This window comes from Rothia sp. P100, assembly GCF_023712425.1.
Classification (GTDB): Bacteria; Actinomycetota; Actinomycetes; order Actinomycetales; family Micrococcaceae; genus Rothia; species Rothia endophytica.
Genome location: NZ_JAMAYG010000002.1, coordinates 238,429 through 251,216, shown reverse-complemented (window position 1 = coordinate 251,216; position 12,788 = coordinate 238,429). Strand labels below are relative to the sequence as shown.

The window sequence follows — 12,788 nt, the reverse complement described above, 5'->3', positions numbered from 1 at the left end:
AGCCGGGATATACAGTTGAAACATGAGGGGTGTCACACCCATCATGTTGTATATACAACTGCTTTGTCAATGGGGTGGGGATGGAAAAAATAACCGACTTGAGCCAAGAATTCACCGACTACCGCGGTGAAGCGTTGCCCGCCTACAAGCTCCTTAAAAAACTCCTGACGCACCGTATCTCCAGTGGTTCTTGGTCTAGTGGCGAGCCCATCCCGTCAGAAAACGAAATGACGCACGCTCTGGGCCTCTCGCGGATGACCATTAACCGCGCTATTCGGGAACTCACCGCTGAGGGGCTGCTCTATCGTACCCAGGGAGTCGGCACCTTCGTGGCGCCACAAAAGAGCGCTTCTGCGCTCTTTGAGGTTAAAAATATCGCCGATGAAATCACTGAAAGAGGCCACCTTCACCAGAGCCGCGTAACTCTCCTCGAAGAAATAAGAGCGGTGCAAGCTCCCTGGCCTATTGACGAAGCCCTGGGTAGTCGAGTATTCCACAGCGTCTTGATTCACTGCGATAACGGAGTCCCCCTGCAACGAGAAGAGCGCTTGGTCAACGCAGAGGTAACCCCCCACTACCTTGACCAGGATTTCTCCAGCACCACCCCGAATGTTTATCTAGGTAACTGCCATCCGATAACCCGCGGAACCCACAGTGTTGAGGCAGTCCTACCCAGCGCCCAGCAGGCTCAAGAGTTAGAGATTGATTCCGCTGAGCCCTGCCTAAAGCTCCTGCGTACCACCTGGTCAGGTGACACTGTCATTAGTCAGGTGGCCCTCTTATACCCGGGTAGTCGTGGCCGACTTGAAGGCAGCTTCGGTATCTAGCGCTGCGTTAAGGTCTAGCGGTCGGTAGGGTCTTGCCCCTCGCTCAGGGAATCCCAGGCGTCGATATCGTCTACTTCATCCACTGTGCTGATCCGCTGGGCGCGTGCAGATGCACGGTCATACTTACGGCCAACAACCCAGTGCGACGAGGCAAAAAACGTCCATACGCCGCAGGCAATCACCAGCAAACCGCCGACTACAGCTAGCCAGGGCATGATGGTCACAAGATAAGAATTAGCGGCAGCGGTGGTCCCCGTTGCAGCGCTTACATCGGTGGAAGCTGCCGCTTGAGGGTTGCGGTAGACGCCCACAGCTGAGACAGCTATGCCTAGACCCACCAGCACCATAAGAGCACTCACGATTTTCTTGAGTTTAGGCCCAGTAAAGCGCACAGCGATTGCCGCTGCGAGGGCTACGAGTGCCAGTGCACTCACCGCGCTGGCGGCGTCCGCACCAGAAATTTCAAGGGTGGTAGTTTCAAGCACGGTGGTCACCTCAGCCCGAATCCATATGGGCAGGGTCGAGGCAAAAGCTAGACCTGCGGCCAGCAAAGAGGCCCCCATGACGCGCCCAGGGGTAGAGAAATTAGGCTTCTTATCAACATCACTGCGGACGCTGGCAGTAACCTTCTGTGAAGAATCGGGTGCGGTGCTCATTTATTGACCTTTCCCAGCTGGCAAGGGTGCCAGTCCGGATGCCGTGATAACAGCGCGCAGAGGCGCTGCAGCCTTGTCCACAGTTTCTTGGGCCTCGCTTGCAGGGACTGAATCCATGACGATACCTGCCCCCGCCTGGACATATCCCTTGCCTCCTTTAAGAACGGCGGTTCGGATAGCGATCGCCATATCCATGTTTCCGGCGAAGTCGAAGTAGCCGCAAACACCGCCGTAAATCCCGCGGGCACTGACTTCATATTCGTCTAACAGTTGCATAGCGCGGGGCTTTGGCGCACCAGAGAGGGTACCTGCAGGGAAGGCAACGCGCAGAACGTCATAGGCGCTCCTTCCCTCAGCCAGCTGCGCCTTGACCTCCGAGGAGATGTGCATGATGTGGCTAAAGCGCTCAATTTCCATAAATTGAGTAACCTCTACACTGCCCGGAACCGCGATGCGGGAGAGGTCATTGCGCGCCAGGTCGATCAGCATGAGGTGCTCGGAGCGTTCCTTTTCATCGGCCAATAGCTCTTCAGCTAAAGCGATATCAGCCTCACGAGTAGCCCCGCGGGGGCGGGACCCAGCGATGGGGTGGGTGGTAGCTGTGCCGTCCTTGAGAGTCACCAGAGCCTCAGGTGATGAACCAACAATCTGAAAGGGCTGGCCGTCCTCTGTAGATTCAAAGTTAAAGAGGTACATGTAGGGTGAAGGGTTGCTCTGGCGCAGCACACGGTAAACGTCGAGGGCGCTGGCAGAGTTCTCTGTTTCAAAACGGCGGGAGACCACGATCTGAAATACATCGCCATCAAGAATGTTTTTCTTGGACTTATCGATGGCGTCCAAGAAACCCTGCTCATCCCAGGTGTGCTTAACGTCCACTACTTTTTCTTCTACAGTGGCGGTGCCCACCAAGGTTGAAACAGCGGCACCAGCGGGCTGGGCCACCTTATCGAGCATATCTAGCACGCGGGAGGTGGCATCGGCGTAGGCGGCATCCACGTTATCGTCGGTGCCGTTGAAGTTAATAGCGTTGGCGATGAGAGTGACGGTGCCGTCCGAGTTATCGTGCACCGCCATGTCCGAGACAATATTCAGGGCGAACTCGGGCAGGTTGATGTCGCTGGCGGGCCCGCCGGGCAGTTTTTCCCAGTGACGAACCACGTCCCACCCCATAAACCCCACCATGCCGCTGGTGAGCGGGGGAAGCCCGTCGAACGGCTCGGTATGGAGCATCTCAAGGGTTTGGCGTACGGCATCAACCGGGTCACCCTGGGTGGGGGCTCCCTGAGGAGTCAGCCCCTGCCAGACAATCTCCCCTGCCTTTGTGCTTAGCGTAGATCGGCTAGCCACCCCCACAAAGGAATAACGGGACCACTGCTTCTGCTCATTAGCTGATTCCAGCAGGAAGGTACCCGGGGCAGGTTCACCCTCAGCGCACACCAGCGAACGGTAAAGCCCGATAGGAGTTATTGCATCAGCTAGCACTTTAACCCGCACCGGTATAACGCGACGGGTGGCGGCGAGCGCGCGGAACTCTTCTAGAGTTGGTTCAATGATTCCAAGATCCTGCATGGTCTCTACCTCTGACAAAATTGCTGGGCTAGGCGGTGTGTGTATGCCGAGTGAACGCGCACCGTAACGTGAAATTTTTTGGGCTGCTAGAATGCCGGTCTAAGGGCGTGCCCCTACCTGTGCTTCTAGGTGGCCGCCGGCTTCAAAACAGGTGGTTGTACCGGTATGGCAGGCTGCACCTACCTGATCGACCAGGATGAGCAGGGCATCACCGTCGCAATCGATGCTAACGTCTTTGACGTACTGGCTATGCCCGCTGGTGTCCCCCTTGCGCCAGTATTCCTGGCGGGATCGGGACCAGAAAGTGACCCGTCCTTCGGTGAGGGTTCTGCGCAGGGCCTCGTCGTTCATCCAGCCCAGCATGAGCACATCTTTGGTGTCATACTGCTGAATGATTGCTGCGAAAAGCCCGTTACCATCTCGCTTGAGTTGGGCGGCAAGGGCCGGGTCAAGCGGGGAATCTGAGGAGGTGCTCTGCTGTGCTGTGTTCACCCCATCTATCCTAACTGATACGTCGGGGCGCCTGCTGGTGGTGATAGGGCTTCTCAGCATCTGGGCTTGCCTCTACTCTGCGGCTTCGGGCCCAGACAAGGTTGCCTGTCGATACTCTTCTGTGTAGGTAGCGACCTGGTGGGTATAGGCAATAGAGCGGTTATAGGAGAGTATCCCGCGCTGCCACCCTTCATCGGTAGTTACATCGCGCTGCCCCTGGCATAGATAGACTGCGGCAGCCAGCGCTGCATCATCGATGTGGTGGGGGTCTTTAATCCCGTCCCCGTTGCCGTCTTGGCCGATGTAATCCCATGTTGAGGGGATGAACTGCAGAGGCCCCACTGCCCTGTCCCATTCTTTATCGCCATCCAGTGCTCCGTCATCGGTATCTTCAATCGCCATGAAACCGGGGCTGCCATCCAGCGCTGGGCCGTAAATCTTGGGGCGTACAAGCCCTGATTCATCAGTGTTAGCCCCCTGGTAGGTGCCATGAAGGGTTTCAACAGCGCCAAGACCCGCGATGGTGTTCCAGCCCAGTTGGCACTGGGGGTAGGTTTGGGTGACCCGCAAGGACGCCCCCGCATAGGCTGCCAGAACCCTGCGAGGAATATCAGTTGCTATAGCCGTGGAATCTAACCAGCTATTATCAACCGCAACGGTGGTGGGCCGTTCGGCCAGCTCAGTAGCTGAGAGTTGGTCTGACTGACCGCTGACTTCTGCCTCCGCTTGGTCTGCTGAGCCAGTGCTCGGAGGTAAAACCTGAAGGGGGGCCGACGGCAAATGACTGGGGAGAGCATCAGCCCCCTTGGAGCTTTGCTGATCGTTGGCGCAGGCTGATAAGACCATGAGGGCAAAGGCACCTAGGGTTAGGCGTTCGAGAATTGTTCGCTTCATCATCTCTATCTGGGGTCGTGACCATCTCTTTCTGGGGTCTTACCTTTCACGCTACCGGCTGCATCTCACACCATAGTGAACGCTAGCTGAGTTTTTACCCTATGTTTTGGGTGGGTGCTCCGCAGGTTAATCATGCAACAGGCAGACGTGCGAGGGTTAGGATGGGGCTATGACTACTTATTCTGCCGCCGATGTAATTGCCGCTGAACGTACCGCCCTCGTAGGGACCCTCAATGAAGCGGGGCCTGCTGCACCCACCCTGTGTGAGGGATGGCAAACCCGGCACCTGCTAGCTCACTTGATTCTGCGAGAAACCCAGCCGCTGGTTGCTGCCGGTGTGATGGGGGGCCCCTTGGGCAAGAGGACAGAGCGGCTGACCAATGAGTACGCTCAGCAGTTGGCTGACCCCGCGTCCTACCGGTTGGCAGTGCAGAAGTTCGCTGACCTATCCGGCTATGGTGGCATGCGCAAACGCTGGCCTGTAGCCGATGCCGCTATGAATACCCTCGAATATCTGGTCCATACCGAGGATGTACGCCGTGCAACCGGTGATCTGAGCCCTCGAGAGGTGCCTGCTGAAACCCAGCAAAAAATTTGGGATGATGTGCGCAGCCGCGGGCGTCTTTTGGCCGGCAAGAGTTACCCTGAAGGGCTGGTTCTTGAAGCACCGGGTTACTCCCCCTCTACTGCGACTATTCAGGGGCCTAAACCAGGAAAGGTAGCAACAGTGCTCAGCGGTCAGCCAGCCGAGCTAGTGCTCTACCTCTTCGGACGTCAGGACGTGGCTCAGGTGAAAAAAATTTAGCGAACCGGCCTTACGATTTTTTCTATTTCACCTAAGTTTTTATAGGCCGTATGAAGACGCGCCTGAAACCCGCCCTCTGCCAGAAATACCAGCCAAAGTGGTGGTGGGTTTTTTAGCGAACCTCGTAGCCCGCAGCGCGGATAGCGTCCTTGACCTCTCCTATTGAAACCTCGCCGAAGTGGAAAATGGACGCTGCCAGCACGGCGTTCGCACCAGCCTCAACAGCAGGTGGGAAATGCTCGGGAGCGCCAGCGCCACCCGAGGCAATCAGCGGAATAGAGACAACATCGCGCACCGCGCGAATCATGGGCAGGTCAAAACCAGCCTTAGTTCCGTCAGCGTCGATCGAGTTCAGAAGAATCTCACCCACCCCGCGCTCCTGAGCTTCAGCAGCCCATTCCAGCAGGTCAAGACCGGTATCCTTGCGCCCACCGTGGGTAGTTACTTCCCAGCCAGATGCAGTGTTACCGGTCTTCTTAGCGTCAAGGGACAGTACCAAAACCTGAGAGCCAAACCGCTCGGTAATCTCATTGATTACTTCGGGGCGATGAATGGCAGCAGTATTAATGGACGCCTTATCGGCACCGGTGCGCAGCAGACGGTCAACGTCCTCAGCAGTACGCACTCCACCACCAACAGTCAGAGGAATAAAGACCTGCTCAGCGGTCTGCCCTACCACCTCAAAAGTAGTGGCTCGGTCGGAGGAAGACGCCGTGACATCCAGGAAGGTCAGTTCATCAGCGCCCGCCTCGTTATAGCGCTTAGCTAGCTCAACCGGGTCACCGGCATCCCGTAAGCCTTCAAATTTAACGCCCTTCACCACGCGGCCAGCGTCCACATCCAGGCAAGGAATCACACGAATAGCAACGCCCACAGCGCCACCTCACTTTCACACGAGAAATTAAGTAAAAAGGCGGCGCCCCTCAGTGAGGACGCCGCCGCAAGAGTTTTACAGGCGAGCAGCCTGGATGGCGGTCACTAGAATGCCCCTACCACCGATGTGGTAGAGAGAATCCATCACTCGGTTAGCTGACTTGCGCGGAACCATAGAGCGCACCGCGACCCAACCTTCACGAGACAGAGGAGAAATCGTGGGTGATTCTAGGCCCGGGGTGAGAGTAGTCGCCTGAGGGAGCAAGGATTCTTCAATGTTGTAGTCAATCATCACATACTGGCGAGCAATCAGCACACCTTCTAGACGACGCTGCAGGCGCTCCAGCCCCGCGTGGTCTTCAACGCCGGGGCGCTTAATCAGCAGAGCTTCGCTGCGCATAATAGGGTCACCGAAAGGCTCCAGACCGGCTGCGCGCATAGTGTTGCCAGTTTCAACTACGTCAGCGATCGCGTCCGCTACGCCCAGACGGATGGAGGACTCGATGGCGCCGTCCAGACGGATAACTTCAGCGTCGATACCTGAGCGTTCCAGGTAGTTAGTCAGCAGTTTCTTGTAGGAGGTGGCAATGCGCTTGCCCTTGAGTTGGGCGGGGTCAGAGAAGACTCCAGCCGGGCCAGCGAAACGGAAGGTTGATTTAGCGAAGTCTAGATTGAGAGCTTCTTCTGCGTGGGTACCAGAATCCTGTAGCAGGTCGCGGCCGGTGATTCCAACGTCGAGAGTTCCTTCGCCTACATAAACCGCAATATCACGGGGGCGCAGGTAAAAGAACTCAATCTCATTCTCTTGGTCCACGAGCACTAGTTCGCGGGAATCACGGCGCTGGAGGTAGCCAGCTTCGGTGAGCATGGTGGCAGCTGCCTGTGAGAGCATGCCTTTATTGGGGACTGCAACGCGCAGCATATTGGTTTTCCTTTTGCTTAGAGGTACGTGTAGATATCTTCGGGAGTCAGTCCCTTGGCGATCATCATGACCTGCAAATGGTAAATCAATTGTGAAGCTTCCTCAGCGAACTCAGCGTCCGACTGGAACTCAGCAGCCATCCAGACCTCGGCGGCCTCTTCAACAATTTTCTTGCCGATGAAATGGACGCCCTGATCCAGCTCTGCAACGGTGCCAGAGCCTTCGGGGCGGGTTTCTGCTTTTTCGGTTAGTTCTGCGAATAGCGATTCAAAGTTCTTCACCGTCTAACTCTAACCCCTGGCCTTAGCATGGCTCAAAGTTTGAACGGTTTGTTTCTCACATGCCGAGGTGTTCTCTTCGTTTGAAGGTTAGCGTTGCCCGCCACCATCACTCTCAACCTTAGAAAATGGCTTACTAAATACGGGCAAAATAATGTCCTGCGCATTGTACTCATCGACCATCACCTTGCTAAAGGTTTGCCCTGGGTGGCTATGTTTGAACTGGGCGCGTCTGAGGGCCCACATCATTTCTGATACCAGGTACTGTCCAGCAGTGCCGCCTGCCGATAGACAGTAGGTAATCAGCAGCGCCTGCCCCAGCGTCCCCAGTGCACCTTCTACGCCAAAGAGGGTTCCCAGCATGCCTTGATAAATCATCATCCCCGGAAAAAGAGGCAAAAAGCTGACAGTCATAATAGCGTTAGAGGTTAGTTTCATCGGCTTTGCTAAGAGGACGCAGGCGCCACCTACTGTGAGGGCGGCTAGAGCTGTGGCGGCGTGAGGGCTTAACCCTAGGTTAGTGATGAGAAGGTAGGTTGCCTGTGCAGCTACACCCGTTGCGGCTAAGACCAGCAACTGCCATTTTCTTCCGCCGCAGGAAATCGCAAAACCCAGACTAACGAGGGCAGCTCCCACGATGGGGTCAGTGGAAACCTCGGTTTCAGCATCCAAAAGTTTGATGAAGATAAGGTTGTCGGGGGCGAACAGGCGAGAAACACCGATACCAACGCTAACGCCTGTCACCAGACCCGCTGTACAGATAATTGCATCCATTAGTCGACCAAGAGCCGAAAGGTACCACCCTGTAATGGAGTCCTGCGCCGCTGCGTAAGCTGCGATTCCCGCCAGGTAAGCGGCTAGGGACGACACCACGATGATCGCTACGTCTGTGGTTGCCGTCAGCATACTGAAAACCGTGGCGCTGAGCACCGCTGTAAAGCCTGCACCAGCAAACCTAAACAGGCCCGGGGCACGAGCAAAATTAACCCAGCTGTAGACCAATGAAACCAGAAGAGAAGAAATCAGAGCACCGAGAGCAGTAATCCAGGTAGCTCCAATGATTTGGCTGAAACCTATGCCAAGTAGACCAAATCCTAACATCGACCACGTCCATGAAAGCGAGTGTAACGAGCTCTGCTCTTGTTCAAGAAGTTCGATACCCTCAGCTGCACTAATTTGGTGAGTGAGAAACCGTTGTACTGTATCTTCGGTCTTTGACCGCCATTGAATGTCTAGGCCGGCGGGGGTGACTTCAAAAATCTCTGTATAGGGCAGCTGGTTCTCGCCGCGTGAATCGCTAATAATGAGTTGCCCCATCGTGACGCTCACAGTCACGCTCGTAAGACCCGCTGCTGTACTGATGCCCAGGAGGGTTTTGGTGGTTGAGGCAGAGCTTGCCCCACTGCGGATGAGTGAATCGCCCACTAAAGATAAGAATTTATAGGTTTCAACGTAGTGGGTCATATTATCGAGGCTATCGCTTCTAACGCCCGATCATCAAGCAGGCTTAACCTAAGTACCACCACGGCAAGACCTACGGCTTTTATCGAGGTCAGGTAACATCAACCGGCGGTTCGAAGGTATCTAACTGGCTGAAAAACAAATATTTTCACTTTTGAGCTTAGGGACAAGGTTTCCATGTCTTACCGCCAGGGGCGTAACAGCGCGGCCCAGTGTAGTTAGGATAAGGTTCTTGAACCGGAGCTGGCTCCTGATAAGTAGGTTGAGGAGCAGGCTGGGCAGGTTCCGGGTTCGGGTTATCTGGAGCTGGAGCAGGTGCATACTCCGGCTGAACAACCTGTTCTGCTGCTACTCTGTCAGCTTCCGCTTGAGCTGCTTCGGCCTGTTCTGATGCTACTCTGTCAGCTTCCGCTTGAGCTGCTTCGGCTTGTTCTTCTGCGATTCTCTGGGCGGCGGCTTGCTGTTCAGCGGCTACTTGCTCCATTTCTGCGGCATCGTGCTGTGTATTGGTCTCACCAGCACTTCCATCATCTACAGCGGACTGAGCCGGAATTGTTTGCGCATACTGAGATTTCAGATCTTTTAACTGAATTAGTTGTTTTTGGGCAGCGAATGTAGCGCCGTAAGAAGCTAAGTGCGTAAATGCTTCGTCGGTGGGTACTTTTTCAAGAATCTCAATGAGCAGGTCTGCCTCTGATAGTAAAGAATCGAGTTCTTCCTGAGTTTGGGCACTCTCCATTCGAGACTGTAGAGCATTAATTTGTGCAGGAATCGAACATGAAATATCAGGGCTGAATAACCCAGTCTTAGTATTGATAGCCATATTTTGGGCATTAAGAACCCTGGCATAGAATTTGCTGTTGGGTTCGAATACTACCGCAGTACCAAAACCGGATCGAGCTATTTCTTCATTGACAAATTCGCCATCGAGTAAGAATACACCGGCAAGTGTTCTGTCGTATTTGTCCTTTTTCTGGACATCATATTCAAGGTGAACCTGAGTACCAGCAGGTAATTTACGCTCTAAGAACTCCGTTGCTTCAGGCCCGAGACATTGAACGGTCTTATTAGGGTGCTTTGTCTCAGGAGTATCGATGTTCAGCAGGCGGATAACTGTTGCTTTGCCTGAATCATCAACTTCAATAGTATCGCCGTCTATCACCCGTTTTACGGTAGCTGACGCAGATAAAGCCTGCGTTGTTGTTGCTGCTTGCGATGTTGCCGAAGGTTCCGGTTTTGGCTGAACCTCATCTGTAGACGAACAACCGACCAGGAGTAGTAGCGCTGGAATTACCAGTATTGCACGGCGAATACCTATTTTCATATTTCCTCTGTGACATGTGTGCTTATGTATGAAGGTTTCTGCTCAGCTAGCAGAGTAAAGCAGGCCACAATAAGCCTTCATCTACTTTAAGCCATTGCAAACAGGCTTTGTTACCAATCAGTAATATGGACAGAATATTTACACAAAATAGTGACCCGTTAACTATGTCAACCGAAACTTTACTGGCATGTTCTTCCTCCATGCCAGTAAAGTTTCGGCTTACATCCAGGGATACGTCCTGCGTCAGCTAACTGATGTTACGCAAGGCCAGCACTGTCTCTACTGCAGCAGCGAAAGCCTCATAACCTTTATCCTCTGAGGAGCCGGGTAGTCCAGCCCTGTCGATTCCCTGCTGCTCTGTATCGCAGGTCAAGACCCCGAAGCCCACGGGAGTCTTGCTCTGCACTGAAACGGTGGTCAGTCCTGTGGTCGCAGCATCACACACATAATCAAAGTGAGGGGTGCCACCACGTACCACTACGCCCAGGGCGACCACAGCATCAAAGGATTCAGCCAGGGTAGATGCGGCCACCGGCAGTTCAAAGGTGCCAGGTACACGCACCACGGTCGGTTCGATACCCGCGTCGGCTGCCGCACGGCGAGCGCCGTCCAGCAGTCCGTCCATAATTTGGGTATGCCAGGACGCCGCCACAACGGCGACCTTTAGTCCTTTGGCTTCTTCGGGGTTAAGGGTGGGGGCGGGTGCTCCTGCTCCGCTCATGAGGTTCTCCTTAGGGTAGTGAACAGAAAAAAGTTAGAAGGTCAGGCGGTGACGCATGCGGTCACGTTTGGTGGCTAGATAGCGAGCATTTTCGGCCCGCGGGGTGATTTCATCGGGGACCAGTTCGGTGATGGTCAGCCCCAGCTCTTCCAGTGCCTCTGCTTTGGCAGGGTTATTGGTGAGTAACCGCAACTGCTTGATACCCAATTCCTTGATCATCACCACTGCCTGGGTGTAGTCTCTGGCATCTGCTGGCAGCCCTAGAGAGAGGTTGGCGTCCAGGGTGTCTAGCCCGCCGTCCTGCAGGGCGTAGGCCCGCAGTTTGTTAACCAGGCCAATCCCGCGGCCCTCGTGGTTACGCATGTAGATGAGCACACCGCCTTGTTCGGCCATCATTTCTAGGGCCTGTTCGAGTTGCGGGCCGCAGTCACAGCGGTAGGAGCCAAAGATGTCGCCGGTAGCGCATTCGGAGTGAATACGCACCAGTGGCGCTTGGTTTGCCTGCGAGCGGCTCTGGGGCTGCCCTTCAGTGGGTAAGGCCGTGAGAGCTAGGTGCTCGCTGCCATCGGCAAAACCAAATGCCTGCATCAAGAAAACCCCGTGAGGGGTGGGAACGGTGACGGGTTCACTGGTTTGGGTGAGACCTCTTGGGTTAGTCATGCTGACCCTCCAGGTAGCTGACTAGGTCAGCAATAGAAATCATGGGCAGGTGGTGTTCGGTGGCAAAGGTACGCAGGGCATCAAAGCGCATCATGTGGCCAGTGTCGTGCACTAGCTCGGCGATGACTCCTACTCCGGATAGGCCCGCAAGCTGAGTGAGTTCAACCGCGGCTTCGGTGTGGCCGGGGCGCTGGCGCACCCCGCCCTCTACTGCGCGGAGGGGCAGAATGTGCCCGGGGCGGGTGAGATCAGCCGGGCCGGACGCCGCGTGGGCCAGTACCTGCACGGTGCGGGCGCGGTCAGCGGCCGAAATGCCGGTGGTTACTCCCTCTCGGGCATCGCAGGTGAGGGTGTAGGCGGTGCCCTTGGAATCCTCATTGTGCTGGACCATGGGCGGTAGGTTGAGGGCGTCAGCTCGCTGGTTACTCATGGGAGCGCAGATGACACCTGAGGTGTAGCGTACGGTGAAACCCATGAGATCAGCGGTGGCGTGTTCAGCGGCGAAGATGATATCGCCCTCGTTCTCGCGGTCCTCGTCATCGACCACCACGACCGCTCCCCCACGTCCAATCTGTTCGATGGCGTCTTGGATGGTATCTAGGGCGGACGGCGTTTGAGTTTCGGTCTCGGGGCTAGCCGGTAGGGTGGCGTCTATACCCAAACCCGCAACTGCACCGGATACTTCCAGTAACCGCTGAACGTACTTGGCGAGGGCGTCGGTTTCAAGATTGACGGTGTCCCCCACCTGAACATGGCCCAAGGTGGTGGCTTCTAGGGTGGCGGGAATCAGCCCCACCTCGAACCATGGATTCGCCTCCCCTGCCGGTGAAACCGCGGTGATGGTGAGGGAGACACCAGAAATAGTAATGGAGCCCTTGTATGCCAGCTGGCCTGCCAACTCACGGGGCACGTGCACGCGCAGGGTCCGCCAGCTGGCGTGGTCTTCCACCCGAGCAATGGTGCCCAGCCCATCTACGTGACCTTGCACCACGTGCCCATCAAACCGCCCACCGGCGGGCATGCAGCGTTCTAGATTGACGCGGGAACCCGGAGTTAACGTACCCAGGTTAGTACGAGCCAGGGTTTCACCCATCATGTCAGCGGCAAAAACGCCCTCGCCCAGTTCCTGGGTGCGGGTAGCGGTTAGACATACACCATTAATGGCAAGGGAGCCGCCGTGGGCAAGGTCAGAGATAATCTCCCCGGCATCGACGGTTAGTACAGCTGACTCCACCTCGCCGCTGGCAGAGGTGACAGGTTCAAGCGAGAGGACGGTGCCGGTTGCAGCAACAATTCCTGTAAACAT

14 protein-coding genes are annotated in these 12,788 nt (G+C 55.6%); 2 read left to right on the top strand and 12 right to left on the bottom strand.

Annotated elements, in window-relative coordinates:
- The first annotated feature begins 80 nt into the window (after positions 1 to 80).
- On the top strand, positions 81 to 827 hold the full coding sequence (gene hutC / locus M3668_RS06000; protein ID WP_251379918.1) for a histidine utilization transcriptional repressor HutC: 747 nt from the start codon (positions 81 to 83) through the stop codon (positions 825 to 827).
- A 14-nt stretch (positions 828 to 841) separates the two neighbouring features.
- Here hutC and M3668_RS05995 read toward each other — a convergent pair whose 3' ends face one another.
- The 4 genes from M3668_RS05995 to M3668_RS05980 form a co-directional block, all read right to left on the bottom strand.
- Entirely contained in the window at positions 842 to 1,483 is a 642-nt protein-coding gene (locus M3668_RS05995; protein WP_251379917.1) for a Trp biosynthesis-associated membrane protein, read from the bottom strand.
- The gene (locus M3668_RS05990; RefSeq protein WP_251379916.1) at positions 1,484 to 3,052 is read right to left on the bottom strand and encodes an anthranilate synthase component I; all 1,569 of its coding nucleotides are present in this window, start codon (positions 3,050 to 3,052) and stop codon (positions 1,484 to 1,486) included. It lies immediately after the preceding gene.
- A gap of 99 nt (positions 3,053 to 3,151) precedes the next feature.
- On the bottom strand, positions 3,152 to 3,544 hold the full coding sequence (gene hisI / locus M3668_RS05985; RefSeq protein ID WP_251379915.1) for a phosphoribosyl-AMP cyclohydrolase: 393 nt from the start codon (positions 3,542 to 3,544) through the stop codon (positions 3,152 to 3,154).
- 72 nt (positions 3,545 to 3,616) lie between these two features.
- Entirely contained in the window at positions 3,617 to 4,438 is an 822-nt protein-coding gene (locus tag M3668_RS05980) for a lytic murein transglycosylase (RefSeq protein WP_251379914.1), read from the bottom strand.
- Positions 4,439 to 4,607: 169 nt separating this feature from the next.
- Here M3668_RS05980 and M3668_RS05975 point away from each other — a divergent pair, with 169 nt between their 5' ends.
- On the top strand, positions 4,608 to 5,243 hold the full coding sequence (locus M3668_RS05975; RefSeq protein WP_251379913.1) for a TIGR03085 family metal-binding protein: 636 nt from the start codon (positions 4,608 to 4,610) through the stop codon (positions 5,241 to 5,243).
- A gap of 112 nt (positions 5,244 to 5,355) precedes the next feature.
- Here the strand turns inward: M3668_RS05975 and hisF are convergent, their stop codons facing one another.
- From hisF to ribB, 8 genes are all read right to left on the bottom strand, one after another.
- On the bottom strand, positions 5,356 to 6,117 hold the full coding sequence (gene hisF / locus M3668_RS05970) for an imidazole glycerol phosphate synthase subunit HisF (protein ID WP_251379912.1): 762 nt from the start codon (positions 6,115 to 6,117) through the stop codon (positions 5,356 to 5,358).
- A gap of 75 nt (positions 6,118 to 6,192) precedes the next feature.
- The gene (hisG, locus tag M3668_RS05965) at positions 6,193 to 7,038 is read right to left on the bottom strand and encodes an ATP phosphoribosyltransferase (RefSeq protein ID WP_251379911.1); all 846 of its coding nucleotides are present in this window, start codon (positions 7,036 to 7,038) and stop codon (positions 6,193 to 6,195) included.
- Positions 7,039 to 7,055: 17 nt separating this feature from the next.
- Positions 7,056 to 7,319 carry a phosphoribosyl-ATP diphosphatase gene (locus M3668_RS05960; RefSeq protein WP_251379910.1) on the bottom strand — a complete coding sequence of 88 codons (264 nt, stop codon included), beginning with the start codon at positions 7,317 to 7,319 and terminating at the stop codon, positions 7,056 to 7,058.
- Between the two features lie 87 nt (positions 7,320 to 7,406).
- On the bottom strand, positions 7,407 to 8,780 hold the full coding sequence (locus M3668_RS05955) for a threonine/serine exporter family protein (protein ID WP_251379909.1): 1,374 nt from the start codon (positions 8,778 to 8,780) through the stop codon (positions 7,407 to 7,409).
- A 157-nt stretch (positions 8,781 to 8,937) separates the two neighbouring features.
- Entirely contained in the window at positions 8,938 to 10,101 is a 1,164-nt protein-coding gene (locus tag M3668_RS05950) for a thermonuclease family protein (protein WP_251379908.1), read from the bottom strand.
- A 247-nt stretch (positions 10,102 to 10,348) separates the two neighbouring features.
- On the bottom strand, positions 10,349 to 10,822 hold the full coding sequence (ribH, locus tag M3668_RS05945; protein ID WP_251379906.1) for a 6,7-dimethyl-8-ribityllumazine synthase: 474 nt from the start codon (positions 10,820 to 10,822) through the stop codon (positions 10,349 to 10,351).
- A gap of 33 nt (positions 10,823 to 10,855) precedes the next feature.
- Positions 10,856 to 11,482: a GTP cyclohydrolase II gene (ribA, locus tag M3668_RS05940; protein WP_251379903.1), complete on the bottom strand. Its 627-nt coding sequence runs from the start codon at positions 11,480 to 11,482 to the stop codon at positions 10,856 to 10,858.
- Complete coding sequence (gene ribB, locus M3668_RS05935; RefSeq protein ID WP_251379900.1) at positions 11,475 to 12,788, bottom strand: 3,4-dihydroxy-2-butanone-4-phosphate synthase; 1,314 nt, start codon at positions 12,786 to 12,788, stop codon at positions 11,475 to 11,477. The genes ribA and ribB overlap by 8 nt, the downstream gene beginning before the upstream one ends.